19 protein-coding genes are annotated in these 26,261 nt (G+C 67.4%); 9 read left to right on the top strand and 10 right to left on the bottom strand.

Annotated features, from left to right (window positions below):
* Positions 1-5 precede the first annotated feature (5 nt).
* The gene (locus tag H0X91_RS18300; protein ID WP_034200738.1) at positions 6-1,073 is read left to right on the top strand and encodes an alpha/beta hydrolase; all 1,068 of its coding nucleotides are present in this window, start codon (positions 6-8) and stop codon (positions 1,071-1,073) included.
* 45 nt (positions 1,074-1,118) lie between these two features.
* Here the strand turns inward: H0X91_RS18300 and H0X91_RS18295 are convergent, their stop codons facing one another.
* Positions 1,119-1,559: a nuclear transport factor 2 family protein gene (locus H0X91_RS18295; RefSeq protein ID WP_006490563.1), complete on the bottom strand. Its 441-nt coding sequence runs from the start codon at positions 1,557-1,559 to the stop codon at positions 1,119-1,121.
* A gap of 47 nt (positions 1,560-1,606) precedes the next feature.
* A complete protein-coding gene (locus tag H0X91_RS18290) occupies positions 1,607-3,631 on the bottom strand; it encodes an oxidoreductase (protein ID WP_196433221.1) in 2,025 nt (674 codons plus the stop codon).
* Between the two features lie 151 nt (positions 3,632-3,782).
* Here H0X91_RS18290 and H0X91_RS18285 point away from each other — a divergent pair, with 151 nt between their 5' ends.
* Positions 3,783-4,349, top strand: coding sequence for a PadR family transcriptional regulator (locus tag H0X91_RS18285; protein WP_006497582.1), 567 nt, complete (start codon positions 3,783-3,785; stop codon positions 4,347-4,349).
* A gap of 159 nt (positions 4,350-4,508) precedes the next feature.
* Here H0X91_RS18285 and H0X91_RS18280 read toward each other — a convergent pair whose 3' ends face one another.
* The 7 genes from H0X91_RS18280 to wecB all read right to left on the bottom strand — a co-directional run bounded on the left by H0X91_RS18280 (position 4,509) and on the right by wecB (position 14,070).
* Entirely contained in the window at positions 4,509-5,489 is a 981-nt protein-coding gene (locus H0X91_RS18280) for an NADPH:quinone oxidoreductase family protein (RefSeq protein WP_034200742.1), read from the bottom strand.
* Positions 5,490-5,628: 139 nt separating this feature from the next.
* A complete protein-coding gene (locus tag H0X91_RS18275) occupies positions 5,629-7,458 on the bottom strand; it encodes an acyl-CoA dehydrogenase (protein WP_196433220.1) in 1,830 nt (609 codons plus the stop codon).
* 109 nt (positions 7,459-7,567) lie between these two features.
* Positions 7,568-8,335: a class II aldolase/adducin family protein gene (locus H0X91_RS18270; RefSeq protein WP_006490608.1), complete on the bottom strand. Its 768-nt coding sequence runs from the start codon at positions 8,333-8,335 to the stop codon at positions 7,568-7,570.
* Positions 8,336-8,408: 73 nt separating this feature from the next.
* On the bottom strand, positions 8,409-10,733 hold the full coding sequence (locus H0X91_RS18265; RefSeq protein WP_006490526.1) for a xanthine dehydrogenase family protein molybdopterin-binding subunit: 2,325 nt from the start codon (positions 10,731-10,733) through the stop codon (positions 8,409-8,411).
* Entirely contained in the window at positions 10,730-11,191 is a 462-nt protein-coding gene (locus H0X91_RS18260; RefSeq protein WP_006490528.1) for a (2Fe-2S)-binding protein, read from the bottom strand. The genes H0X91_RS18265 and H0X91_RS18260 overlap by 4 nt, the downstream gene beginning before the upstream one ends.
* 351 nt (positions 11,192-11,542) lie before the next feature.
* Positions 11,543-12,553 carry a zinc-binding dehydrogenase gene (locus H0X91_RS18255; RefSeq protein ID WP_034178406.1) on the bottom strand — a complete coding sequence of 337 codons (1,011 nt, stop codon included), beginning with the start codon at positions 12,551-12,553 and terminating at the stop codon, positions 11,543-11,545.
* 299 nt (positions 12,554-12,852) lie between these two features.
* Entirely contained in the window at positions 12,853-14,070 is a 1,218-nt protein-coding gene (gene wecB, locus H0X91_RS18250) for a non-hydrolyzing UDP-N-acetylglucosamine 2-epimerase (RefSeq protein WP_006497588.1), read from the bottom strand.
* Positions 14,071-15,247: 1,177 nt separating this feature from the next.
* Here wecB and H0X91_RS18245 point away from each other — a divergent pair.
* The 7 genes from H0X91_RS18245 (at position 15,248) to glmS (ending at position 25,137) form a co-directional block, all read left to right on the top strand.
* Positions 15,248-16,810, top strand: a complete 1,563-nt coding sequence (locus H0X91_RS18245; RefSeq protein ID WP_196433219.1) for a glycosyltransferase family 2 protein — start codon at positions 15,248-15,250, stop codon at positions 16,808-16,810.
* A gap of 3 nt (positions 16,811-16,813) precedes the next feature.
* On the top strand, positions 16,814-17,809 hold the full coding sequence (locus H0X91_RS18240; protein ID WP_062884618.1) for a polymer-forming cytoskeletal protein: 996 nt from the start codon (positions 16,814-16,816) through the stop codon (positions 17,807-17,809).
* Positions 17,810-17,819: 10 nt separating this feature from the next.
* Positions 17,820-18,833, top strand: coding sequence for a YaiO family outer membrane beta-barrel protein (locus H0X91_RS18235; protein ID WP_006490613.1), 1,014 nt, complete (start codon positions 17,820-17,822; stop codon positions 18,831-18,833).
* Positions 18,834-18,846: 13 nt separating this feature from the next.
* Positions 18,847-19,617: a hypothetical protein gene (locus H0X91_RS18230; RefSeq protein ID WP_006490531.1), complete on the top strand. Its 771-nt coding sequence runs from the start codon at positions 18,847-18,849 to the stop codon at positions 19,615-19,617.
* Positions 19,618-19,950: 333 nt separating this feature from the next.
* On the top strand, positions 19,951-22,089 hold the full coding sequence (locus H0X91_RS18225; RefSeq protein WP_006497592.1) for a polysaccharide deacetylase family protein: 2,139 nt from the start codon (positions 19,951-19,953) through the stop codon (positions 22,087-22,089).
* Positions 22,090-22,181: 92 nt separating this feature from the next.
* Positions 22,182-23,270, top strand: coding sequence for a hypothetical protein (locus H0X91_RS18220; protein ID WP_048989025.1), 1,089 nt, complete (start codon positions 22,182-22,184; stop codon positions 23,268-23,270).
* 49 nt (positions 23,271-23,319) lie between these two features.
* Complete coding sequence (gene glmS, locus H0X91_RS18215; RefSeq protein ID WP_196433218.1) at positions 23,320-25,137, top strand: glutamine--fructose-6-phosphate transaminase (isomerizing); 1,818 nt, start codon at positions 23,320-23,322, stop codon at positions 25,135-25,137.
* Positions 25,138-25,433: 296 nt separating this feature from the next.
* Here glmS and H0X91_RS18210 read toward each other — a convergent pair whose 3' ends face one another.
* The gene (locus H0X91_RS18210) at positions 25,434-25,994 is read right to left on the bottom strand and encodes a hemerythrin domain-containing protein (protein WP_196433217.1); all 561 of its coding nucleotides are present in this window, start codon (positions 25,992-25,994) and stop codon (positions 25,434-25,436) included.
* Positions 25,995-26,261: the final 267 nt, after the last annotated feature.

Genomic DNA, 26,261 nt, shown 5'->3' with positions numbered 1-26,261 from the left:
CACGCATGACGACCGAACTGTCACCGTTCGCGCTGTCGCTGCAACGCGCGATGCCCGTCACGCGCCTGCTCGATTGCGGAATGGACTACGCGGACGCCGTGGCGCTGCACGCACGCACGTCGGCCGGCGAACCATGGGACGTCGCGGCCGAAGCGCTGGCGGACGCGCAGCTCGCGCGCGCCACCCAGGCGGCGGACGCCGGCCACCTCGTCACGGCCGCCGACGCGCAGGCAATGGCCATCGCCGATCTGCTGTTCGCGCAGATGGCGTTCAATCACGACGTGCCGCGCAAGCGCGCGCTGTATGCGCGGCTCGTCGACGCGTCGTACGGCCTCGCGCGCTGGTCCGACAAACGGATCGAACGCGTCGAAGTGCCGTTCGGCGATGCGCGCCTGATCGGCTGGCTGGTTCGTCCGACGACGGAGCCCATCCGCGGCACCGTGATCGTGTTCGGCGGCCAGAGCGGCTGGGGCTTCGCGTACTGGCCGATCGCCCGCGCGCTCGCCGCGCGCGGCGTCGCGACGCTGCTTGCCGAAGGGCCCGGCCAGGGCGAGACGCGGCTCGAACAGCGGATCTTCGTCGACGTCGACACGCGCGCCGCGTACCGACGCTTCGTCGATCACGTCGCCGCGCGCGTGCCCGGGCCGATCGGTATCTGGGGCAACAGCATCGGCGGGTTGTGGGCGGCGTCGACCGCCGCATCCGACGCACGGATCGCGGCCTGTTGCGTAAACGGCGCGCTCGCGGCACCCACGCTGCTGCCGTTCCGCACGTTCGTCGAACAGGCGGCGGCGATGCTCGGCAACGACGATCCCGAGGCGGTGTCGGCGAACTTCGCGCGCATGCGCTTTTCGTCCGAACGCGACCGCATCGCGTGTCCGCTGCTGGTGCTGCACGGCGGCGCGGATCCGCTGATCCGGCTCGACGATCAGCAGCCGTTTCTCGATGCGGCGACGTCCGGCGACGCGACGCTCAGGGTCTGGCCGGACGGCGAGCATACGATCTACAACCACGCGTCCGAGCGCACCGCGTTCGCGTGCGACTGGTTCGTCGAGCGGCTCGCGCGGGCGTGACGAGATGCGGCGGCGGACCGGGCTGCGCGGCAGCCGCCGCACCGCTCAACCGCCGGTCTTGAATGCCGGCAACTGCTGCCCGAGCCGCGCGCCCATTTCCGCGCCGAGCGCCTGCAGCGCATTGAACGGCCGGACCATGACCTCGAATTCGACGATCCGGCCGTCGTCGTCGAAGCGGATCATGTCGATCCCCTTCAGCGCCTTGTCGCCGACGGTCGCACCGAACTCCAGCACGACGCTCTTGCCGTCGTCGGTCACGAACTGGCGGTGATACGTGAAGTTGTCGAGGATCGTGATCACCGTGCGCAGCGCCATCAGCAACGCGGGCGCCGGCCCGTACGGCTTGAACGCCATCGGCGAACGGAACACGGCGTCCGGATGGACGATCGATTCCAGCGCGCCGAAATCCTTGCGTTCGACCATCGCGTGCCACGCGTCGAGCGATTTCGCGACGGCGGGATGAACATTCAGCGGCGGGTGCGTCATCGCAGTCTCCAGTAACGTTGTTGGACGGGGGAAGAAACGAATCGGTATCAAAGGGTCGCGGCCAGCGTCGTGCCCTGGTGAATCGCGCGCTTCGCATCGAGTTCGGCGGCCTCGTATGCGCCGCCGATCAGATGCACGCGGCATCCGGCTGCCTGCAGCTGTTCCGCCAGCTCGCGCGACGGCTCCTGCCCCGCGCAGATCACCACGTTGTCCACCGGCAGCGTCCGTTCGACGCCGTCGATCGTCACGTGAAAGCCGTCATCGTCGATGCGCCGGTACGTGACCGACGACGACATCCCCACGCCGCGCGCCTTCAGCGCCGTGCGGTGAATCCAGCCGGTGGTCTTGCCGAGCCCGTCGCCGACTTTCGACGCCTTGCGCTGCAGCAGGTGCACTTCCCGCGCGGCCGGTTCGGGCCGCGCGGCGCCCAGCCCGCCGGCATTCGCATACGATCGATCGACGCCCCATTCGCTGAAGAACCGGTCCGCGTCGCCATGCTCGCCGCGATCGCGATGAACGAGATATTCCGCGACGTCGAAGCCGATACCGCCCGCGCCGACGATCGCGACGGAGTTGCCGACGGCCTTGTCGTCGCGCAGCACGTCGAGATAACCGAGCGCCTTCGGATGACCGACACCGTCGATCGGCGGCGTGCGCGGCACGATGCCGGTCGCGATCACCACTTCGTCGAATTCACCCTGCAACAGCATCTCGGCCGTCGCACGCGTATCGACGTGCAGCGCGATGCCGCGCAGTTCGATCTGCCGGCGGAAATAGCGCAGCGTCTCGTTGAACTCCTCCTTGCCGGGCACCTTCCTCGCGAGATTGAACTGACCGCCGATCTCGGCGCCCGCTTCGTACAGCGTGACCGCGTGACCGCGCTCGGCCGCCGTGACCGCGAAGCCAAGGCCCGCCGGCCCGGCGCCGACCACCGCGATCCGCTTGCGGCGCGGCGCGGGCGCGATCACGAGCTCGGTTTCATGACACGCACGTGGATTCACGAGACACGACGTGATCCTGCCGCTGAACGTATGGTCGAGGCACGCCTGGTTGCAGCCGATGCACGTGTTGATTTCGTCCGCGCGCCCTTCCCGCGCCTTGCGGACGAATTCGGCATCGGCGAGGAACGGCCGCGCCATCGACACCATGTCGCAATAGCCGTCGGCGAGCAGTTGCTCGGCGACTTCCGGCGTATTGATCCGGTTGGTCGCGACGAGCGGAATGCCGATCTTGCCCATCAGTTGCCGCGTCACCCACGCATACGCGGCGCGCGGCACCTTGGTCGCGATGGTCGGGATGCGCGCCTCGTGCCAGCCGATGCCGGTATTGAGGATCGTCGCGCCGGCCGCCTCGATCGCCCGCGCGAGCCGGATCACCTCGTCGAGCGTGGAGCCGCCTTCGACGAGATCGAGCATCGACAGCCGATAGATGACGATGAAGTTCGCACCCACACGCTCGCGCACGCGCCGCACGATCTCGACCGCGAAGCGGATGCGGTTGTCGTACGCGCCGCCCCACGCATCGTCGCGATGGTTCGTGCGCGCGACGATGAATTCGTTGATCAGGTAGCCCTCGGAGCCCATGATCTCGACCCCGTCGTAGCCCGCATGCTGCGCGAGCGCCGCGCATCGCACGAAATCGGCGATCGTCTCGTCGACCTCGTCGCTCGTCAACGCATGCGGCGTGAACGGGTTGATCGGCGCCTTCAGCGCGCTCGGCGCCGCGAGCGCCGGGTGATACGCATAACGCCCGAAATGCAGGATCTGCAACGCGATGCGGCCGCCCTCCGCCTGCACCGCGCGCGTCACGACGCGATGCCGTTCGGCGTCCGCTTCGGTCGTCAGCATCGCGCCGCCGGGCGCCGGACGGCCGCGCTCGTTCGGCGCGAAGCCGCCCGTGACGATCAGGCCAGCCTCGCCGCGCGCGCGCTCCGCATAGAACGCGGCCATCCGCTCGAAGCCGTTCGGCGCTTCCTCCAGGCCGACGTGCATCGACCCCATCAACACGCGGTTCCTGAGCGACGTGAAGCCGAGTTCGAGCGGAGTCGTCAAATGCGGATAACGGGAAGCCATCGGATGTCTCCATGTTTATGCAACAAGTTGCATTGATGGTAGCCCGCCGCCTTTGTTTATGCAACATGTTGCATAAACATGCGTTCGCCATTTGTGCTGCGGCCCCGATATGGCAAGATGCGGTTCATTCCGCCGCCTGCCTCGATCCGACATGTCCCTGCCGCACGCGCTTCTCACCGCCCTCGCCGAACGCCCCGGTTCGGGGTCCGAGCTCGCCGACCGTTTCGATCGCTCGATCGGCTACTTCTGGCAGGCGACGCACCAGCAGATCTATCGTGAACTCGGGCGTCTCGAGGAAATGGGCTGGATCGAATCGCTGCCCGCCGAGTCCGGTCGCGGCCGCAAGCGCGCGTACCGGATCCTGCCGGCCGGCAAGAAGGAATTGCGCCGCTGGATCGCCGAACCGGAAGATCCGACGCCGCTGCGCGAGGCGCTGATGGTGCGTCTGCGCGCGGAAGCCGTGCTCGGGCCGGCCGGCCTCGAGCACGAGATCCGGCGGCGCATCGCGCTTCATCAGGAAAAGCTGGATCTGTATCTGCAGATCGAGGCGCGCGACTTTGCGACGGCCGGCGATCCGGCGGCCGGCGCTCCGGCGGCCGGCGATTCACGCACGAAGCGGCTGCAGCATCTGGTGCTGCAGGCCGGCATCGCGAACGAGCGGTTCTGGGTCGAGTTTTCGCAGCATGCGCTCGAGACGCTGCGCCTGCCGAAGGACTGAAGCCGCTGACGCAGGACGGGCGGCGTTCGTTTCAGCGCCGCGCGGCACCGCGTGCTCGCCTGCATAGTCCGGCGTGGTGGCAGCGGGTCGCGCCGCCCTTCGCCGTCATGAAGAAGCGGCCGCGCGGCCTGCATGGCGTCGCCGCGCGGCGAAACCGGATCACGCGTCCGGAAAAATCACGACCTTGCCCTTCACCTGCCGGTTCGCCATCCGCGCGATCGCGTCGGCCGCGCCGGCCAGCGACACGCGCTCGGTGATCGCGGGCCGCACCTTGCCGGCCGCGAACCATTCGGCGAGCAGCCGCATGTTCGCGGCATGCTGCGCCGGGTCGCGCCGCACCGCATCGCCCCAGAACACGCCGAGAATGTCGCGCTCCTTCAGCAGCGCGAGGTTCAGCGCGATCTTCGGGATCTCGCCGGCCGCGAAACCGACCACGAGGAACCGCCCGCGCCACGCGGTCGCACGCAGCGCCGCTTCGCTGTACGCGCCGCCCACCGGATCGTAGACGACGTCGGCGCCGCGCCCGCCGGTCAGCTCGTCGACGCGGCGGCGCAGGTCTTCGGTCGCATAGTCGATCGTCTCGTCGGCGCCGGCTTCACGGCACAGCGCGAGCTTGTCCGCGCTCGACGCCGCCGCGATCACGCGCGCACCGAGCGCTTTCGCGATCTCGATCGCGGCGATCCCGACGCCGCCCGCCGCGCCCAGCACGAGCAGCGTCTCGCCCGCCTGCAGGCGCGCACGCTGCTGCAACGCGTGCAGCGACGTGCCGTACGCGAGCACGAGCGCCGCGCCCTGCTCGAACGTCATCCCCGGCGGCAGCGCGGCGAGCTGGTGCGCGTCGGCCACGCAGTATTCCGCGAACCCGCCGTGCCCGGTGAACGCCATCACCGAATCGCCGGGCCGCCACGCGGTGACGCCATCGCCGACCGCGTCGATCACGCCGGCAAACTCGGCGCCCGGCGAGAACGGCAGCGCCGGTTTCACCTGATACAGCCCCTGGACGATCAGTGCGTCGGGGAAATTGAGCGATGCCGCCTTCACCTGGATCCGGACCTGCCCGGCCGCCGGTTCGGGAATCGCGACATCTTCGATACGCAAGCGGTCGATCGGGCCGAATGCGGTACACAACAGGGCTTTCATGCGCTTCTCTCCTTGCCCGGTGTGGCCGGGCATCGGTACGGTCCGCGGGCGCCCCCGCGCGGCCGGTTCACGACGCGCGCGCGATGGCCGTCGGCATCCGCGCGCTCGTCGATATTCCGGAATGTCGTTGAAACCACGTTCAGAACCACGCGTCGCGCATGTCGAGCGTGGTCGTGTCGACGCTCGACAGCAGGTCGAGCTGTGCATCCACCTTCGGCAGTTCCCAGCGGAAGAAGTAGCGGGCCCCCGCGCGCTTGCCGTCGTGGAAATCGCCGTCGTGCCCGTGCGCGGCGAGCGTCACGTCGAGCCACAGCCAGGCGACGACGAGATGGCCGAACGCTTCGAGATACACGCTCGCGTTCGCGAGCCGCGTCTGCGGATCGCCGATCGCGCTCAACTGGCGTGTCACGTCGCCCAGCCGCGCCCAGCGCCGGGCCAATGCCTCGGCCTGCTCGCGCATGCCGGCATCCAGCGCTCGCGCACGCTCGACGGTCGCGCCGATCCGTGCATCGAGCGCGCGCAGCGACGCGCCGTCGTCCTGGCTCACCTTGCGGCCCAGCAGATCGAGCGCCTGGATGCCGTGCGTGCCTTCGTGAATCGGATTCAGGCGGTTGTCGCGATAGAGCCGTTCGACCGCGTAGTCGCGCGTATAGCCGTAACCGCCGTGCACCTGGATCGCGAGATCGTTCGCGGCAACGCACCACTGCGACGGCCAGCTTTTCGCGATCGGCGTCAGGATGTCGAGCAGGCGCGCGGCATCGGCGCGCACCGCCGCATCGTCGTGCGCGCGCGCTTCGTCGACAAGTTTCGCGCAGTACAGGATCAACGCGAGCCCGCCCTCGACGTAAGCCTTCTGCGCGAGCAGCATGCGCCGCACGTCCGGATGATCGACGATCGGCGCCTGCGGCGCGGCCGCATCCTTGCCGGCCGGCCCGAGCGGGCGCCCTTGCGGACGGTTGCGCGCATAGTCGAGCGCGTGCAGATAACCGGTGTAGCCGAGCGCCACCGCGCCCGCGCCGACGCCGATGCGCGCCTCGTTCATCATGTGGAACATGTAGGCCAGCCCATGATTCGGCTGGCCGACCAGATAACCGATCGCGCCCGCACGCCCTGCCGGACGGTAACGCGTCCCTTCGCCGAAATTCAGCAGGCAGTTGGTCGTGCCGCGATAGCCCATCTTGTGGTTCAGCCCGGCGAGCACGACGTCGTTGTGCTCGCCGTTCGCATCGCCATCGGCGCCCGTCAGGAACTTCGGCACGATGAACAGCGAGATGCCGCGCGTGCCGGGTTGCAACCGACCATGTTCGTCGGGAATCTTCGCGAGCACGAGGTGGACGATGTTCTCCGCCAGCTCGTGCTCGCCGCCGGATATCCACATCTTGTTGCCGGTCAGCCGGTAGCGCGGGCCGAGCGGCGAATCGCATTCGAAATCGGCGCGCGTCGCGATGTCGGACAGCGACGAGCCGGCTTGCGGCTCGGACAGGCACATCGTGCCGAGGAAACGCCCTTCCAGCTCGGGGCGCGCGAACGCGTCGATCTGCGCGGCGCTGCCGTGCGCGACGAGCAGGTTCGCATTGGCGACGGTCAGGAACGGATACGCGGCCGTCGCGATGTTCGCGGCCTGGAAGAACAGGAACGACGCGGCTTCGACCAGCTTCGGCAAGCACATGCCGCCGAGTGCTTCGTCATGCCCCGCGGCGATCAGCCCGGCGTCCGCGAACGCGCGCACGGCCGGTTCGACTTCCGGGATCAGCGTCACGCGTTCGCCGTCGAACCGCGGCTCGTCGCGATCGCCGCGCGCCGCATGCGGCGCGAACAGGTCTTCGGCGATCCGTTCGCTGGTGTCGAGCACCGCGTCGAAGGTCTCGCGACTATGCTCCGCGTAACGCGGCAGCGCGACGAGCGCTTCGGCGTCGAGCCAGTCGTACAGCAGGAACGCGAGATCGCGTCGCGACATCAACAGGCTCATCGTGCTGCCTCCCGGGGTGCCGGCCGTGTCAGCCGAATGAAGGGTTGCGTGGCTCCAAGTGCTGGCAGGAATTTAGCACGGTCGTTCGAAAACGACAACGACGAACACGCTAGTCCGCGTAGCCGGGATCGCGCCGATCGAGCCGGCGCAGCAGCCCGGGCCAGACGAGCGCCCCGGCGCCCATCCCGCGCGTGACCGCGGCGATCTGCTGTTTGATGCCGTCGAGAATCGGCTGCGCGATCGGCAGCAGCGCCGAGCCGCCCGCCTGCGCGCGGACCTGGATCATGCAGGCCGCTTCGAAGAAGTACATCGCGACGAACGCATCGGCCGGCGTCGCACCGACGGTCAGCAGCCCGTGATTGCGCAGCATCAGGTTCGTATTGCTGCCGAGATCGCGCACGAGGCGCGCCTTCTCGCCCTCGTCGAGCGCGATGCCCTCGTAGTCGTGATAGCCGAGCGACGCGAGCACGCCGAGCGACTGCTGCGACAGCGGCAGCAAGCCCGCTTCCTGCGCCGAGACGGCCACACCGTTGATCGAATGCGTATGCATCACGCATTGGGCATCGTCGCGGGCCGCATGCACCGCGCTGTGGATCGTGAAGCCGGCCGGGTTGATCTCGTACGGCGATTCGGACACCTTGCGGCCGTCGAGATCCACCTTGACCAGCGACGACGCCGTGATCTCGTCGAACATCATCCCGTACGGGTTGATCAGGAAGTGGTGCTCCGGGCCGGGCACGCGCGCGGAAATATGGGTGAACACGAGATCGTCCCAGCCGAACAGCGCGGTGAGGCGATACGCGGCCGCCAGGTTGACGCGCGCCTCCCATTCGGCGGGGGAAACCGTCTGCTTCACACTGACATCGGATGAGGCCACGTCACACTCCTTGTTCAAGGGGTCGATGCAAACCGGGCCGCACGATGCGGCCCGGCGCGGGACAGAGGTTGCGTCAACCAGCCTGCGGTTTCGCGAGCTGATCGGCCACCGGCAGGCTGCGGATGCGCGTGCCGGTCGCCGCGAAGATCGCGTTGGTCAGCGCCGGCGCGACGGGCGGCAGGCCCGGTTCACCGACCCCGCCGAGCGGCGTCGCGAAGTCGTCGGGCGCCACCAGATGCACGCGAATTTCACGCGGCGCCTCGTTCATTCTCAACACCTGGAAGCCGTTGAAGTTGCTCTGCTCCGGGTGGCCGTCCTTGAACGTGATCTCGCCGTGCAGCGCAATGCCGAGCCCCATCACCACCGCGCCCTCGAGCTGCGAGCGCACCCGTTCCGGATTGACCTGCGGCCCGCAGTCGATCGCGATGTCGACGCGCGGCACCGAGATCTTGCCGTCCGCGTCGACCTGCACCTCGCACACCGCGGCCGTGTACGACACGAAGCTGCGATGCGCGGCGATCCCGAGCCCATGCCCGTTCGGCAGCTTGCGGCCCCAGCCGGCTTCGCGCGCGACCGTCTCGACCACGCGTCGCAGCCGCCCCGTATCGACCGGATACAGCGCGGGATCCTCGCCGTAGTTCACGTTCTTCACCGTGATGTGCGGCTCGAAACGCCGAGCGGGCCCGATCAGCTCGAGCAGGAAATCCTTCGGATCGCGGCCGGCCGCATGCGCAAGCTCCGACACGAAACTCTGGATGCCGAACGCATGCGGGATGTTGTACACCGAGCGGAACCAGCCGATCCTCGTGTGCGCTTCCGCGGCCGGATTCTCGAGCCGCACGTTCGGAATCGCGAACGGCAGATCCGCGATGCCTTGCGCGAGCTCGCCCGGCTGCTCGTGCACGACGCCGGCCCGGAACGTCGACTGGATCGACGGCGCGACCGTGCGATGCTGCCACGCGACCACCTTCCCCGATGCATCGATCCCGCCGTCGAACGCTTCGAGCGACACCGCGTGGAAGTAGTCGTGCGCGATGTCGTCCTCGCGCGTGAAGGTCAGCTTCACGGGCGCGCCGACCGCCTTCGACAGCAGCGCGGCTTCCACCACGTAGTCGGGCTTCGACTTGCGGCCGAAGCCGCCGCCCAGCAGCGTCACGTTGACCGTCACGCGCTCCGCCGGCAAGCCGAGCGCCTTCGCGAGCTCGTCGCGCGTGGTCTGCGGCGCCTGCGTGCAGGTCCATACCTCGCAGCGGCCGTCGGCCACGCGCGCGACGGCCGCGGGCGGCTCCATCGTCGCGTGCGCGAGATGCGGGACGTAGTAGGTCGCGCGTACGCGTTTCGCGGCGCCGGCGAGTGCGGCCGCCACGTCGCCGTCGTTGCGGATCACGTCGCCCGGCTGCGCGGCAGCCGCTTCGAGCGTCTTGCGATATTCGGTCGAGTCGTAGCCCGCGTTGGGTCCGTGCTTCCAGTCGATCTTCAACTGCGCGCGCGCCTGGATGGCCGTCCACGTATCGCGCGCGATGACGGCCACGCCGCCGAGCGGCTGGAAGCCGGATGGCAGCGGCGTCGCCGCCAGTTGCACGACCTTGACGACGCCCGGCAGCTTCCCGGCGGCCGACGCGTCGAACGACGCCACCGTATCGCCGTAGGCCGGCGGCCGCGCGACGACCGCATACAGCATGCCGTCGAGCCGCGTATCGATTCCGTACTGCGCCCGGCCGCCGACGATGTCGCGTCCGTCGATCAGCGCCGTCTTGCCCTTGCCGATATAGCGGAATTCGGCCGGCGCCTTCAACGGCACGCTTTTCGTATCGGGCACCGGCAGCGCGGCCGCCTTCGCGGCCAGTTCGCCGAAGCCGAGCTTGCGCCCGCTCTTCGAGTCGACGACCTCGTGCACCGTCACCTTCACCTGGCGCACGTCGACGCCCCATTCGCCGGCGGCTGCCTGCGCGAGCATCGTGCGCGCGGCCGCCCCGGCACGGCGCAGCGCGGCGAAGCTCTGGCGCAGGCTGCGCGACCCGTCGGTGTTCTGGTTGCCGTAGCGCGGCTCGTCGCCGACCGCTTGCGCGACCTTCACGCGCGCCCAGTCCGCGCCCAGTTCGTCGGCCACCACGAGCGCCACGCTCGTGCGCACGCCCTGCCCCATCTCGGAGCGGATGCAGGTCACCGTGACGGTGCCGTCCGGTGCGATCGCAACGAACAGGTTCGGATCGTCGCGCAAGCCGTGCGGCATCCCGGCGCCGCCATACTGCGGATTCGCGCTGACGGGCGGCTGCACCGGCGCGGCCGCCCGAGCGAGCGACGGCACGCCGAACGCGAGCAGCAGCCCGCCGGACGCGAAGCCGAGCAGCAACGCGCGGCGGCTTTCGTTGTGGACGGAGAGTTCGGGCGCGCTCATGCGGCACCTCCGCGGCGCACGGCCAGCCGGATCGCGGCACGAATGCGCGTATAGGTGCCGCAGCGGCAGATGTTGCCGGACATCGCATCGTCGATGTCGGCGTCGGTCGGATGGGGATTGGTCTTCAGCAGCGACGCGGCCTGCATGATCTGCCCGGACTGGCAGTAACCGCATTGCGCGACGTTCAGTTCCTGCCACGCCTGCTGCAGCGGGTGCGTGAGGTCCGTCGACAGCCCCTCGATCGTCGTCACGCGCTTGCCCGACGCCGCCGCGACGGGCGTGATGCACGCGCGGATCGCCACGCCGTCGAGATGCACGGTGCACGCACCGCACAGCGCCATCCCGCAGCCGAACTTGGTGCCGGTGTGGCCGAGCACATCGCGCAGATACCAGAGCAACGGCATGTCGGGATTGCCGTCGAAGTGCTGCTCGCTACCGTTGACGGTCAGCGTGATCATCGTTCACCTCCTGGTTGCGATGCCCGCCGGGCAGGCATCGAGTGGGGATTCGAACGGCGCGGCGCACATTCCGAACGACCAGGCAGGCGTGGCGCCGTTTCGTCGACCGTGTCGCGTGCAGGCACGGCCGGGCGGATGCTGCGAACGATGCCGTCGGCCGGTTGCCCGCGCAACCTTTCGACGCCATTCCAGCCAGCCGCTCGTCCGCATGAATCGCCGTCCGCATTATCGAGCCATTTCGGATTTGATGTCGGATCGGCGCGGTTCGAGCGTTTCAGGCAAACGGCACGGGAATTCGGCCGGACACGGCATGCGTCGCCGGCCGATCGCGCCACGCGCCGACCGCTTCCGTCAGTCGACCAGCACCACCGGCTTACCCGAGAACCGCCGCTCCCGCAGCCCTTCCAGTTGCGCCGGCAACTTCCCGAAGTCGCCGGTGACGCGTGCTTCGGGTTGCATCCGGCCGTTCGCGATACCGGCGAGCAGCATGCTGCCCGCCGCGGTCGTCTCGAGCCACGCCGCATCGTCGCCATAGGTGTGCAACGCATTCAGCGCGACTTCATGAAGCGACGCGCTCGACGTGAACGGCGGTAGCGGCGGCGTGTCGAAGCGCCCCTGGATGCACACGATATGCCCGTTCGCGGCCACGGCAGGTGCCCAGCAGGCCGCATGCCGCGCATCGACGCTGTCGAACACCGCATAGAAACGCCGGGCCAGTTCGGGCATCGCGCCGATCGTTGCATCGACGGGACGCGGCAGGCAATGGCTTGCCCCGCGCTCGCGCAGGCGCTCCCAATGTCGTTCGTGGCTCGATACCGACACCACGAACCCGCGAGCGGCGGCGATCTGCACCAGATAGTTGCCGACCGCGCCGCCTGCGCCGCTCACGAGGATTTCCCTCGCCGCACGGCACGGCACCTTCTCGAGCGCCTGCCATGCGGTCAGCGCCGGGCACGGAACGCTCGCCGCCGTTTCGAAATCGAGCGTGTCGGGCACCGTCAGCAGCACGCCGGCCGCAACCGGTGTGTATTCCGCGAAACTCCCGTGCTCGCCGAGCGCCTGATGATAGGCGACGCGGCGGCCCAGCAGGTGGCGCATCGCGTCGTCCGCGACCGCGACCACCGTGCCCGCGCCATCGACGCCGGGCACATGCCCGGGGCGCCAGTTCACGAGCGCGCCGCCGAGCACTTTCCAGTCGACCGGATTGAGGCCGATCGCGTGATTGCGGACCAGCACCTGGCCGGGTTTCAGTCCCGGCGTTTCCCGTTGTTCGAGACGCAACTGCGCGGGATGCTCGCTGCCTTGCCAGGTCCACGCGCGATAGCGGGCCGGCAACGAGGCTTGATGAATGGATTGAGTCATGGGGGAATGGCAGGGTGTGACACACGACGGGCGCTCGGCGATCGCGTGCAAGTGCAAGGAGCCCGCATCGGATTTCGTCGCGTCGATGCGATTTCCGGAAGATGCGGGTGGGATATCCGCTGAAGTATCCGTGCGCGGCGCCGTTTCGCGAAAGAGGCTTCCCGCGAAAACACTTTTGAATGCATCGGGAAAATGGGTTCCGGGTCGCGCACAGGCAAGCATCCGGCCGACCTCGCGGCCGGACCGGATGCTTGACGCCTGCGTCGAACGCGCCGGAAGGCGCTACCGCGCGCCCTTCCTCACGGCGACCGCAATGCCTGCAACCCGAGCGTGAGCGCGTTGAACGGCATTTCCGCAGCGCCCATCGAGAAACTCGTCGTCTTCGTCGGCACGCCGGGCGTGCGCATCAGCGCGTGAACGATCCGCTCGCTCGCATGGCCGTCGCCGTACGGATTGCTCGCGCGCGACATTTCCTCGTAAGCGCTCTCGCTGTCGAACAGACGCGACGCCTCCCATACGATCCTGTCCTGATCGGTGCCGACGAGCCGCGCGGTGCCGGCCTGAATCGCCTCGGGCCGCTCGGTCGTCTCGCGCGTGACCAGCACCGGCTTGCCGAGCGCCGGCCCTTCTTCCTGAATGCCGCCCGAATCCGTGATGATGAAATAGGCGCGCGACATCAGGAAGACGAACGAAAGATATTCCTGCGGCTCGATCAGGTAGATATTGGGGACGTCGCCGAGCCGCGCGCGCGCCGGTTCCCTCACGTTCGGATTCAGGTGCAGCGGATAGACGAACTGCGCATCGCGATAGCGGTTCGCCAGCGTGCACAGGGCGTCGCAGAAATGGCGGAACGGTTCGCCGAAACTTTCGCGGCGATGGCCGGTGATCAGCACGACGCGTCGCGACGGTTCGAGAAACGGGAAGTACGCGGCGACCTTGTCCGACAGCGTGGCGGTGCGATCCAGCATGCGCTTGACCTCGTGCAACGCGTCGATCACGGTATTGCCGGTCAGCGAGACCGCGCCGCCCGGCACGCCTTCGCTCAGCAGGTTGTCGCGCGCCTGCCCGGTCGGGGCGAAATGCCAGGACGACACCGCATCCGTCACGCGGCGATTCAGTTCCTCCGGCCACGGCGACCAGATGTCGCCGCTGCGCAAGCCGGCCTCCACGTGCCCGACCGGCAGATAGCGATAGAACGCCGCGAGGCTGACCGCGAGCGTGGTCGTCGTATCGCCGTGCACCAGCACGACGTCCGGCCGCAGTTCGTCGAAGACCATGCCGATCGCCTGGAGAATGCCGGTCGTCACGTCGGTCAGCGTCTGGCTTTGCCGCATCAGGTTGAGATCGTAGTCGGGCTTGATGTCGAACAGCGTCAGCACCTGGTCGAGCATTTCGCGATGCTGCGCGGTCACGCATACGCGGGCGTCGACATCCGCTTGCGCCTTCAATGCGCGCACCAGCGGCGCCATCTTGATGGCCTCCGGCCGGGTCCCGAACACAAGCAAGATCTTCTTCATCGTTGTCCTCGTTTAGCCACTGCGCGCCTGGCGATCCTGCACGTGGCGCGAAGCATGTATTCGGCAGCGCATCGCGTACTCGCACGCGCTCGACACGCGGCGATGCTGCGGGGCGAGCGCGCCACCTCGTCCGCGCCGTCCGGGCCGCGCGAATCGTCGTACTACCGGCGTCCCGTTGCACTGGATCGATCACGTCATGAGCGGTTCCTCGCTGTGTCGAGCATTACGTCCTCCCACTACAGCAATATTCAAACCAGCGGGCCCGCATCCCGGCCCGCTTCGCTCAGCGGCCGTCGCGTGCGGACGGCGTGTTGCGGAATGTTTCACAACTGCTACGGGCGCTCGCCTCGCCGGATCGACACGACAACGATAAACAGCCGGACGCTCAACCGATCCGTCTGACGACGTCGTCCGACGAATCGTGCACGCATGTCGAACCACCGAGACGCAGCGAATCTGCGGCATCTTTCGACGCGCGTTGCGTCATCTCGATTCGCCACTTTCGTCTGTGCACTGTGCGGCGCGCACGCGAGCGTCGGCCACCTACGCACGCGCAGGATTTCTCCGACACGCGACGGCGCTTGCGTCACACGAATCGGTGCGCGGGAAATGTTGCGTATGTGTAACGCGGCCAAAAACCGGAAAATACATCGGAGTCCGGTCTATTTGTCTCACATGAAACCGGCGTCGGTTTCGATCACCACACCAACGCGCGTGCGACGAATGAAGCGCGACGATCAGTCATGCAAGCTTCACCCGGCAAGGCGCCACCGATGGATGCGAAGCCCCCCGCCGTGCGAGGTGCTCTACGCACGCAACCGACCGTATGGGGTCGAATGCGACGCGTGCACACTGATTCGTCAGTGAATCAAAACCCGCCGCCCGCGCGACTTCCGCATTCGCTTCCTTCGCGTCGATCCTTGCTGCGCGCGGCATCCCGACAGATGGCTCACGCCTTGCTTAATGTCAGACAGGTGCGTCCCGAAGCACTCGCACGGCAGCAGACAGACGGGGACGCCAAAGCAACGAAGCCGGGAGGCGACGCGACGCGTTCGTCCGGGGCGACCGACAATCGCCCGCCACGACCCACGCGCCACGGCTTCCCATTGACGTCCGCGCGATCCACGGAGCGCCTTCAGCTCTCATCGGTCGTCGTCGCGGGCACGGGGACCAGGACATGAAGAAAACGCGGGCGGCGTCACTCTGCGAACAAGGCATCCTGCTGCTGATCGTGCTTGCCTGCTCGCTGATCGTCCGCGACACCGCATCGCAGGCGATCGCCGAACCGGTCCGGTTCGGCGTGCCCGCCGTCAACGCCGCCAACGCGGCAAACACCGGGCTCGCAATGGAACGCACCGCGCTCGACAGCGTGACGTTCTCGCTCGCCGCACCGGCCTCGCCCGATCCGGATGCGTCGCTCGAACCGCCGCCGGCCGGCACGCCGGGCATCACGTTCGATCTCGAGCTGCTGCTGATGCCGTGCGTGGCGTACCTGTGGCTGTTCACGCTGTTGACGTGCGGGTATGCCGCGCGGCACTACCTGTTCAGCCTCGACCGCCTGTTCAAGCCGCAGCACGCGCCCTACCGCGCGATGACCCACGGCGATTGGCCGCGGCTCACGGTCTTCGTCGCCGCCCACAACGAGGAAACCGTCATCGTCGATTGCCTGATGGCGCTGCTGGCCACGACCTACCCGCGCGACCGGCTGACGATCATCCCGGTCAACGACCGCTCGACCGACAACACGCGCGTGCTGATCGACGAAGTCCGCGCACTCGCGCCCGAACTGATCCAGCCGTTTCATCGCGAGACCGGCAAGCCGGGCAAGGCAGCCGCGCTGAAGGATGCGCTGCGCTTCATCCGCGGCGACATCATGGTGGTATTCGACGCCGACTACCTGCCGCGGCCGGGGTTGCTGAAGGAACTCGTCGCGCCGTTCTTCGATCCGGAAGTCGGCGCGGTGATGGGCCGCGTCGTGCCGCAGAACGCGGACAGCAACCTGCTCGCGCGGCTGCTCGATCTCGAGCGCGCGGGCGGCTACCAGGTCAACCAGCAAGCCCGCAACAATCTCCACCTGGTGCCGCAGTACGGCGGCACGGTCGGCGGCATCCGCAAGGGTGCGCTCGACGCCGTGGGCGGCTGGTGCGACGACACGCTCGCCGAAGATACCGACATGACCTACCGCCTGCTGCTGAGCGACTGGCGCACGGTCTACCTGAACCACGCCGAATGTTATGAGGAAGTACCGGAGCGCTGGGCCGTCCGCGCCCGGCAACTGACGCGCTGGGCGAAGGGGCACAACCAGACGATGTTGCGCTACCTGTTGCCGGTGCTGCGCAATCCGCTGATCTCGCGGCGCTGCCGGCTCGACGGCGCCCTGCTGCTCGGCGTGTTCACGATGCCCGCGCTGCTCGCGATCGCGTGGAGCGCCGCGCTCGCGCTCTACCTGTTCAACGGCGTCAATTCGACCGCGCTCGGCCTGCTCCTGTCGCTGTTCGCGCTGTTCTCGTTCAGCACCTTCGGCAACTTCGGCGTGTTCTTCGAGATCGTCGTCGCCGCGCGGCTCGACGGCCGCGCGACGCGCCTGCGGCTCGTACCGGTCAACGTCGTCGGCTTTTGCGTGACGATTGCGGCGGTCGTCGCCGCGCTATGGGGGCTCGCGCTCGACGCCGCGTTCCGCCGCGAACTGAAATGGGACAAGACCGAGCGTTTTCGCCGGCAATTGAAACCGGAGCGATGAGCGATGACGACCTTCAATGTGATGGTGCCGGTGGCCGGCGTGCTCACCCTGCCGTTCCTGCCGATGCTGCACGAACTGATCCGGCGCAGCGACGTCGCAGCATTGCCGATCGGCGACGGGCCATTCGTCGATCAGGCGCTGCTGGCCGCGCGCTGGCACGACGCGCTGCGCGCGCACGCGGCCGGCACGCCGTCGGCGGATGCGGCCGCCACACCGCCGTGGCAAGCGCTCGGCCTGGCCGTGCAGCATGCGGACGCGATCCACGTCGCACGGGACACACATCGCGACGACGTGCTTTACGCCGATCGCACGATCACGCTCGACGACGGCGCGCGGGCCGCGTACGCGTTCGCCGACGAGCGCATCGACATTCGTGCCGGCGCGACGATCGGCACGCTCGCGCATGCACCGCTGATCGACGTCGACGGCGCGGTACTGCGCGGCGTCGTGGTCGGCGACACGGTGCATCTGCACGGCGCCGGCGGCTTCGCGTGCCTGTATGGCGAGCCGCTCGTGTTCGGCGCGGCGCCCGGCGCGCGGCCCGCGGACCCGCAGGCCGCCCCGCGCCGCGCGATCTCGCTGACCCGCCACTTCGCGTCGCTGCCGCATCGCTTCCTGCACGGCCGTTACCTGGTGCCGTGCGACGTCCGCCTGCCCGCGCACACGGTCGTGCAAGGCAACCTGATCGTCGAAGGCACGCTCGTACTCGGCGAAGGCTGCGTGCTGCGCGGCAGCGTCAAGGCGCATCGCGTCGAGCTCGAACGCCACGCGTTGCTGCATGGCGCGGTATTCGCGCGCGACGATGTGTTGCTCGCCCACGCGAGCTGCATCGACGGCGTCGTGTCGGCCGGCGGCCTGCTGCGGCTGACGGGGGCGCGCATCGGCGTCGCCGGTCATCCGGTCAGCGCGTGCGCGCGCGACGTCTCGGTCGTCAATCATGCCTGCGTGCATGGCGATCTCGTCGCGTGGCGCAGCGGCTGGTTCCACACATCCCGTTAAGGAGCGCCTCATGTCCGATCGCCCCAGCCATCGCGGCCCGCGCGTGCCGGTTGCCACCCTCGCGATGCTGTGCGGCGTCGCCTTCGGCGCGCCCGCGGCGCTGGCGGAGCAGCCGGACGATGCCGCCGCCGTGCCCGCCGTGCAGCCCCCGGACCCCGCGACCGTCATCACGCCACGGATGCGCGACGAATCGATGTTCGTGCGCGTGGACGCCGAAGGCCTGCCGGACGGCGTGCCGCTCGCCGAGTTCACGCCCGAGGATACGAACCGGCCACCGCTGCCCGACGCCATCGTCACACATGCGCAGGCGCCGCAGGAATCGCACACCGAACTGTCGCTCGGCTATTCGAGCGCGCACCTGACGCACGGCTATGGCGACTGGTACGGCGTGCATCTGCGCGGCGTCTATCAGGACGGCGTGCGCACCGTGCTCGGCGAACTGGCGCAATTGCACCGCTTCGGCGAGAACACGCAGCTCGGCGCGCTGACCTACGTGCAGAACCTCGGGCCCGACTGGTTCGGTGGAATCGGCTTTTCCGGCACCACGTCGGGCACGATCCTGCCGAGCGCGCGCGTCGACCTGTCGCTCAACCGCAAGCTATTGTCCGATCGTTCGCTGGTCGTGTCGCTGGGCGCCGGCTACGCATGGAACCGCAGCGGCCACCGCGATCAGCTCTATCACGCCGGCGTGATCTGGTATGCATTGCCGAAGTGGATTTTCGAGGCGGGCGCGAACTATACGGTCGATTCACCGGGCTCGGTGAAGGCACCTGCGTACTACGGCGCCGTCACCTACGGCGAAGTCGGCAAGAGCGTGATCGTGCTGCGCGGCGGGTTCGGCCGCGAAGCGTATCAGGTCACCGGGTCCGGCTCGCAGATCGCGGATTTCCGCAGCCACGAGATCACCGCGAAATGGCGCTACTGGTTCACGCGCAAGTGGGGCACGCAACTCGAATTCGACTATTACCACAACCCGTACTACTCACGGATCGGCGGCGAGCTCAGCGTGTTCTATCGCTGGTGAGCGGGCGGACGCCATGCCCACGCATCCCGTCCGTCCTCCCGTCGACCGTTCGCTGCGCACCCACGCGTACCCGCAGCGCTGGCTGTCGTCGATCGCGCTGCTGACGCCCGCGCTGTACGCGTCGCTGTGGTTCGGACTGCCGCTGGCGTGGCGCTACTGGCGCGCGGTCATGGCATGGGGCGCGCAGCAGATCGATCCGGCGCTGCACGTGATCGTGCTCGGTTATCCAGCCGACGCGCCACGCGTGCCGCTGCTGTCGATCGACGTCGCGGCCCGCCTGCCGGGCGGCACGCTGCTGCTGGCCACCGCCGCGCTGTGCGCGATCGGCTTCGCCGCCTCGTTCGTCCGACGGACACGCTGGCTGCCTGTTGCATATCTGTTACGTATCGCGAGCTTCACCCAGCTGCTGATTTGCGCGTACTTCTGGCTCGCGCCCGACACGTTCCCGTATGTGCCGCCACTGCATCTGCGCGACATGTTCGTGCTGCACGGCGCGGCGATCGCGCTGATCCCGCTGGTGATGGCCGCGCTGTACTACCCGCTCGATTTCTCGCTGCTGCAAAAGGCCGTCGCATCGCTGCTGGTGCTCGGCTACTTCGTGTTCGCGCTGCCGTTCGTGATGCTGCTGCACGCGACGATCATCCATCACGGCTCGCTGCTGTTCTTGCCGTTCTGCTATTTCCTGCTCGGCGGGCCGCTGCTGATCGGCCTGCTGGTCACGCTCTATACCTACTGCGCAAGCTGGCCCGGCGCACTGACGCGCGATCGCGATTCCGTCTGCTGATAGCGCGTTCGAACGCGCCGTATCAGCGATGAAACGATTCCGCCGTGTTTCCGGATGCACCGCCCGGCCCGCATCGCAAGAAGCCAGCAGTACCGGGCCTCCTGCGCCAATGGCACGTTGTTCGCTTCTTTCAATGCGTCGCATCGAGTCCTCTCATCGGCGAAGACAGCATGGCACACCGGCGCATTCGCGCGTTCCGGCCGCTGTCGGCACGCACCGCTCGATACCCGACGAACCGGACAGCCGCACACGTCTACGGGGCTGGATTGGTCGACCTGGCGGCACGCGCATCACGGCTGCCGCACGCCCCATTCCTTGAGCGAGGAGCACACCATGTTGGCAAAGTCAGGCAAGTTCTTGCGGATCCTGTTCGCGCTGTTCGCGCTCGCGTTCGCATTCGGTCCGGGCGGCGTTCGGGCGGCCACCAACCAGCTTCTCCTGTTGGTGCCCGATACGCTGACACTGCCCGATTCGCGCGTGTCCGCCTGGCTCGACAGCGCGCAGGAGGAAGGGCTGCAGATCAAGGTGATGACCGACAGCCAGTTCATGGCGGCCGGCGCGTCGCTGTCGCAGTATCCGGGCCTGATCCTGCCCGATCAGGTGCATACGACGGCCGACGACACGCTCGTGACCGCGATTCAGAACTACGCGCTGAACGGCGGCAAGGTGATGCTCGTCTACGATTTCGGCGTGCTGAATTCGGCCGGCTTCTACGTCAGCCCGAAATCGCGCTTCAGCAGCATGGCCGGTGTGGACTACGTGCTGTATGACCAATACGGCGGCAACATGATCGGCCTCGGCAACGTGACCGGCATGAGCAGCTGGCTGCGCACGCTCCAGGTGCCGCCCGGCAAGTCGATGGCGTGGACCACGACGTCGTCGACCACCACGACCGCGACGGCGCTCGCATCGCCCAGCACCGCCGGCACGTCGACGAGTTCGACGTCGGGCAGCACGCTGTTTCTGGCCGCCAGCCCGTCGAATCCGGGCGGCCTCGCCAATTACAACCACGGGGCCTGGTTCCAGTACGCGACGCCGCCCACGGGCAGCGGCGTGCTGAGCCAGACGCCGCCGAAGCTGACCGGCACCGTGACCGGCAAGCTGAAGAAGACCACGACGTATACCGCCAACTCGCTCCTGAGCACGTCGACCGGCAAGACGGCCAACACGCTCGCGTCGACGCTGGCCACCACCACCGACACGCTCGAAGGCATCTCCGGCTACGTGTACGGCTTCCTCACCTATCCGAGTTTCGTCACGCAGGGCACGTACACCGGCACGACGATCCTGACCTCGCCGACCTTCGGCCTCGTGTCCGGCTACAACACGTACGGCAACGGCGGCGTGTTGTTCGTCAACCTGCCGCTCGCCTACCTCGACGGCCAGACCGACGGCATGCTGATTCACGGCTACCTGCATTATTTCGGCACGCAGATGCTGAACCTGCCGTCGCTGTCGCCGCTGCCGAAGGCGATGGCCGGCCTCGTGTTCAACTGGCACTTCTGCGCGGGCGACCAGATCCAGCCGGCGCTGCAATTGAAGAGCCTCGGCGTGTGGAACAACGGGCCGTTCTCGCTCGTGATCACGGCGGGCCCCGATGAAGCGGCCTTCGGCGACGGCAACGGCATCAACCTCGCGAACAACCCGACCGCGCAGAATCTCCTGAGGTATTTCGTGACCAAGGGCCATCGCGTCGGCAGCCACGGCGGCTGGATTCACGATTACTGGGGGGCGAATGCGAGCGAAACGAACGCAAGTACGTTCACGCAGTACCTCGTGATGAACCACCAGGCCGTCCAGGCCGCGACCGGCCAGCCGGACGTCGAGTACGCGGCGCCGGAAGGCAACACGCCGACCTGGTCGGTCAACTGGCTCGAAAGCAACGGCTTCAACGGCTACTACTTCACCGGCCACACAGGCTCGGCACCGACCCGCGCATACCGCAACGGCGCGCTGCTGAACCCCGGCCTGTGGGCGTACCCCGTGATGCCGTTCGGCAAGTACGCGACGTTCGAGGAGTTCCAGCAATACGCGGTGCCGACGGCCGACGTGAACAACTGGTACGCATCCCTGATGAACTTCGTCGTCGCGAACCGCACGAGCCGGCTGATCTATGCGCATCCGCTGGGCGCATCGTCCTACACGTCGACGTTGTCCGCGATCTTCTCGCAAGCCAATACGCTGAAACTGACGGGTCAGTTCAAGTGGTACACGATGAGTGACATCACGACCTTCGATCGTGCACGCCTGAACGTCACGTGGTCGGCCACCGACACGGGCAGCGGCTGGGCGTTCGCCGCCAGCCATCCGACCAGCCTCGCGAACATGACGTGGCTGCTGCCGAAGAAGGGCTTCGCACTGCCGATCATCACGCAAGGCTTCGGCAGCGTCGTCATCACCGACTCGACGTACTGGCTCGTGACCGCGAACAGCGGCACCAGTCTCAAGTTCACCAGCGCCAAGGTGCACTGAGTTACGACATCGACACCCCCGTCGGCGCGCGACGCGGCCAACGCCGCGCCCGGCGGGATTTGCGCAGGACCATCGCGCAGGAGCCCCCCATCATGAACCGGCCCGCGCTTTTCCCGGCCGCACGCGCACGCGTGGCGGCCACCGCCCGGCTATGCCGCCTGTGGCGCGTCGCCTGCTGTGTCGCCGCGTGCGGCATCGCGCTGCAGGCGAGCGCCGCGGAACTTCAGCTCAACGGACTCTATCAACGCCCCGACGGGGCGATCACCGTGCGCCTGAACGGCGCCGGCATCGATCCTTATTTCGCGGCGAAGGCACTGCTCGGCGCCGAGGATGCCGGGCTCGACGCACATCGGGCCGCGCTCGCATGGATCGCGTGGCTGCTGCCGCGCCAGCGTCCGGACGGCGGTTTCGATCGCTACTGCGTGAAGAGCGGCCAGTACAGCTCATGCGCCGAAGCCGACGCCGACGATGCGATGATGGCGACCTGGATCGAACTGCTCGCCCGCTTCGCGCCGCCCGAGGGCCTGCCCGCCGCATGGGAACTCAGCCTCAATCGCGCGGCCGCGCATCTGGACGCGCTGCTCAGCAAGCCCGCAGGCGTCTATCAGATCTCGTCGACGCTGCACGTCGCGCTGCTGATGGACAACGTCGAGGTGCACAGCGCGTTCCAGGCGCTCGCCGCGTATTACGTCCGGCATGCCGACGCCGCCCGCGCCGGCCCGTGGACTCAGCGCGCCGACCGGCTCGCGTCCGCGATCCTGAAGGTGTTCTGGCGCGGCACACAGTCCGGCTTTCGCGCGAGCACGCAGCGCATCAGCGACACGACGTTCTATCCGGCGAAAGTCGCGCAGGTCTTTCCGCTCCTGTCCGGCATTCAGGTTCCCCAACAATCGAACGAGACGATCTACGCGCAGTGGATGCAGAAGTACGGCAAGACCTGGCTGCAACTCGCCGGCTCCGACTATCCGTGGGGCTTGATCGCACTCGTCGCATTCAAGATGAACGACTGGAACACGGTCGCGTGCTGGCATGCGCGATCGGGCCCGTACCGGCACGGCGCACACTGGAACGTACTGGAGGAGGCGCTTTACCTGGCATTCGAAAGCCGGATGGCCGACCCGGTCGCGCCCGCTCAATGCGGCTTCACGACGGCGGCGACAACGGAGACCGCGTCACGCTGATCCACGCGTGCGCACGGTCCGGGGCAATCTACAGGGAAGGAGACGTGTCATGTGTGGCATCGTCGGCGCGGTCGCGCAACGGGATATCGTCCCGATTCTGATCGAAGGTTTGCGCCGCCTTGAATATCGCGGCTACGATTCATGCGGAGTGGCGACGGTCGTCAACGGCCAGGCACGCCGCGAGCGCAGCATGTCGCGCGTCGCCGATCTCGACGCGCACGTGCGCAGCGCCGGCCTGACCGGCAGCACCGGCATCGCGCACACGCGCTGGGCAACCCACGGCGCGCCGGCAACCTGCAACGCGCATCCGATCTTTTCGCGCGACGAGATCGCGCTGGTGCACAACGGCATCATCGAGAATCACGAAACGTTGCGCAAGCAACTAGCCAACGAACACTACGAGTTCGACGGCCAGACCGACACCGAGGTGGTCGCGCACCTGATCCACAGCAAGTATCGCGGCGACCTGCTCGCCGCCGTACGCGACGCGACCTCGCAGCTGCACGGCGCGTACGCGATCGCGGTGTTCAGCAAGCACGAGCCGCAACGGCTGATCGGCGCACGCGCCGGCTCGCCGCTCGTCGTCGGCGTGAAGGACGGCGAATGCTATCTCGCGTCGGATGCGCTCGCGCTCGCCGGCATCACCGACCGCTTCATCTTTCTCGAGGAAGGCGACATCGTCGAGCTGACGCCGGGTGGCGTGCGAGTGCTCGATCGCAGCGGCGCACCGATCGAACGCGCGATACAGACCGTCTCGTCCGCGCAGGGCGTGGTCGAACTCGGGCCATACCGGCATTTCATGCAGAAGGAAATCTTCGAGCAGCCACAGGCCGTGGCGGCGACCATTCCCGATGCCGGGCTGTTCGATCCGGCCGTATTCGGCCCGGACGCCGCGCGCGCGTTCGAGCAGATCGACAACGTGCTGATCCTCGCGTGCGGCACGAGCCATTACTCGGGCCTGACTGCACGCCGCTGGCTCGAGACGATCGCGCGCATCCCCGCGCAGGTCGAGATTGCGAGCGAATACCGTTACAGCGACGCGCTCGCGATGCCGAATACGCTGGTGGTCAGCGTGTCGCAATCCGGCGAGACCGCCGACACGCTCGCCGCGCTCAAATACGCGCAGGCGCTCGGTCACATCGACACGCTGGCGATCTGCAACGTGCCGACCAGCGCGATGATGCGCCAGACCGGCCTGCGCTTCCTGACGCGCGCCGGCCCGGAAATTGGCGTCGCGTCGACCAAGGCGTTCACGACGCAGCTCGTCGCGCTGTTCATTCTCGCCGTCACGCTCGGACGGCTGCGCGGCTACGTCGACGACGCGCAGCTCGCGCGTTATACGACGCAGTTGCGGCGCCTGCCTGGCGCGCTCGAGGACGTGCTCGGGCTGGAGCCGCAGATCGAGCGCTGGGCGGCGGAATTCTCGCAGCACGAAAACGCGCTCTTTCTCGGGCGCGGGCTGCACTACCCGATCGCGCTCGAAGGCGCGCTGAAGCTGAAGGAGATTTCATATATCCACGCGGAAGCGTATCCGGCGGGCGAGTTGAAACACGGGCCGCTCGCGCTCGTCACGCATACGATGCCGGTTGCCACGATCGCGCCGAACGATGCGCTGCTCGAAAAGCTCAAGTCGAACATGCAGGAAGTGCGGGCGCGGGGCGGGCAGCTTTACGTGTTCGCGGATGCCGATACGCGGATCGACAACGGCGAAGGCGTGTCGGTATTGCGGATGCCGGATTATTACGGGCTCCTGTCGCCGATTCTGCACGTCGTGCCGTTGCAGTTGCTCGCGTATCACGCGGCGTGCTTGCGCGGCGCGGATATCGACAAGCCGAGGAATCTGGCGAAATCGGTGACGGTGGAGTGATTCGTTTGCGCAATCCGGCGCGAAGCCGCGAAGATCACAAACTGGCCCGCCCTACACGATTCGAACGTGTAACCCACGGGTTAGAAGAACGCACGGCGTCACACTGATCGAGATGGATCGACCTCGCCTTGCGAGTTGGCATCGAAACCGGCAGCGGCTTCAGGGTCCGTCGACTGGCACCGAACGCAGGAATCCTCGCTGCGGGTTCAGCCTATCTGCAGCGACATCCCGCACCTCGTACGCTTCAGACATTGCCCGTGCCCGCGCGACACGGCACGGGTCCTTTTCGCTGGCAACTACTGAAATATCCGGGTCATCGGCCAAGTCCGGTCGCCCGCGTCTTTCGGTAGTCGGGCCTCCAGCTGCGCCTTTCGTTCGGCGAGCTTGAGTCCAAGTCCGACAAGGTCGAGTCCCGATGAGCGCAGTTCGGGAAAGAGCTCCGTCTCCTCTTCCTTGATGTGATGCCGGACGTTTTCCATCAGCACCGCGAAAGTGGCATCAAACCCTTCCATACCAGGCTTGAGGGTTTCGAATTTCTCGATGAGCGTCTTCACGAGAAAGTGCTCGACGTAGGCTTTTTCGACATCCTTTTGGGGGCCGCCGGACAGCGCATCGTACGCAGCTGGGTAAAGAATCTGTTCCTCAATCATCGCGTGGACGGTCAATTTTTCGCAGGCGCGCCTAACGAGCGCGTGCTTGGCATCGAGGTCCTCGTCGGCGGTTTTTTCAAAGATCGTGAACAGCTTTTCGACCGCACGATGGTCAGACTCAAGTAGCGCGATAGCGCCGGTCGCTGACGGAGTGTCAGCTTCATCGCGGTCATGCTTGTGGCGCTGCGTCTCGTTCGTGTTCGCCATGGCTGGCCTCTGTCTAAAGGTGGATAACGGCCAGCCACTGGAGCAAAACTTGCACCTGCTCCCGAAAACGGGGCGGACGCCGCACTCGCCAAGGCAAGGTTTGATCCATGCTCAACGGTTACGGCGCCACAGGGCGGGTCGCATCGTGGCAAGAATCGGAAAAGTCAGGCGGTTCCCGGCCATGGAGCAGAGACGTTCCGCCTTGGGCGTCAACCACGAAATGGCACGCTCGGCACATCCCTACGGGGGTTGTAACGTTGAGCGCAT

Origin of the sequence: Burkholderia sp. 9777_1386 (assembly GCF_015712265.1) — a bacterium.
GTDB classification, from domain to species: Bacteria; Pseudomonadota; Gammaproteobacteria; order Burkholderiales; family Burkholderiaceae; genus Burkholderia; species Burkholderia cenocepacia.
The sequence above is the reverse complement of the archived record's forward strand: the minus strand, read 5'-3'. Positions and strand labels throughout refer to the sequence as shown.

Coding starts and splice junctions, on each gene's coding strand:
- H0X91_RS18220 (WP_048989025.1), top strand. CDS start 22,182: ATGAACCGGCCCGCGCTTTTCCCGGCCGCACGCGCACGCGTGGCGGCC.
- H0X91_RS18210 (WP_196433217.1), bottom strand. CDS start 25,994: ATGGCGAACACGAACGAGACGCAGCGCCACAAGCATGACCGCGATGAA.
- glmS (WP_196433218.1), top strand. CDS start 23,320: ATGTGTGGCATCGTCGGCGCGGTCGCGCAACGGGATATCGTCCCGATT.
- H0X91_RS18260 (WP_006490528.1), bottom strand. CDS start 11,191: ATGATCACGCTGACCGTCAACGGTAGCGAGCAGCACTTCGACGGCAAT.
- H0X91_RS18265 (WP_006490526.1), bottom strand. CDS start 10,733: ATGAGCGCGCCCGAACTCTCCGTCCACAACGAAAGCCGCCGCGCGTTG.
- H0X91_RS18245 (WP_196433219.1), top strand. CDS start 15,248: ATGAAGAAAACGCGGGCGGCGTCACTCTGCGAACAAGGCATCCTGCTG.
- H0X91_RS18255 (WP_034178406.1), bottom strand. CDS start 12,553: ATGACTCAATCCATTCATCAAGCCTCGTTGCCGGCCCGCTATCGCGCG.
- H0X91_RS18290 (WP_196433221.1), bottom strand. CDS start 3,631: ATGGCTTCCCGTTATCCGCATTTGACGACTCCGCTCGAACTCGGCTTC.
- H0X91_RS18230 (WP_006490531.1), top strand. CDS start 18,847: ATGCCCACGCATCCCGTCCGTCCTCCCGTCGACCGTTCGCTGCGCACC.
- H0X91_RS18295 (WP_006490563.1), bottom strand. CDS start 1,559: ATGACGCACCCGCCGCTGAATGTTCATCCCGCCGTCGCGAAATCGCTC.
- H0X91_RS18300 (WP_034200738.1), top strand. CDS start 6: ATGACGACCGAACTGTCACCGTTCGCGCTGTCGCTGCAACGCGCGATG.
- H0X91_RS18275 (WP_196433220.1), bottom strand. CDS start 7,458: ATGAGCCTGTTGATGTCGCGACGCGATCTCGCGTTCCTGCTGTACGAC.
- H0X91_RS18285 (WP_006497582.1), top strand. CDS start 3,783: ATGTCCCTGCCGCACGCGCTTCTCACCGCCCTCGCCGAACGCCCCGGT.
- wecB (WP_006497588.1), bottom strand. CDS start 14,070: ATGAAGAAGATCTTGCTTGTGTTCGGGACCCGGCCGGAGGCCATCAAG.
- H0X91_RS18225 (WP_006497592.1), top strand. CDS start 19,951: ATGTTGGCAAAGTCAGGCAAGTTCTTGCGGATCCTGTTCGCGCTGTTC.
- H0X91_RS18240 (WP_062884618.1), top strand. CDS start 16,814: ATGACGACCTTCAATGTGATGGTGCCGGTGGCCGGCGTGCTCACCCTG.
- H0X91_RS18280 (WP_034200742.1), bottom strand. CDS start 5,489: ATGAAAGCCCTGTTGTGTACCGCATTCGGCCCGATCGACCGCTTGCGT.
- H0X91_RS18235 (WP_006490613.1), top strand. CDS start 17,820: ATGTCCGATCGCCCCAGCCATCGCGGCCCGCGCGTGCCGGTTGCCACC.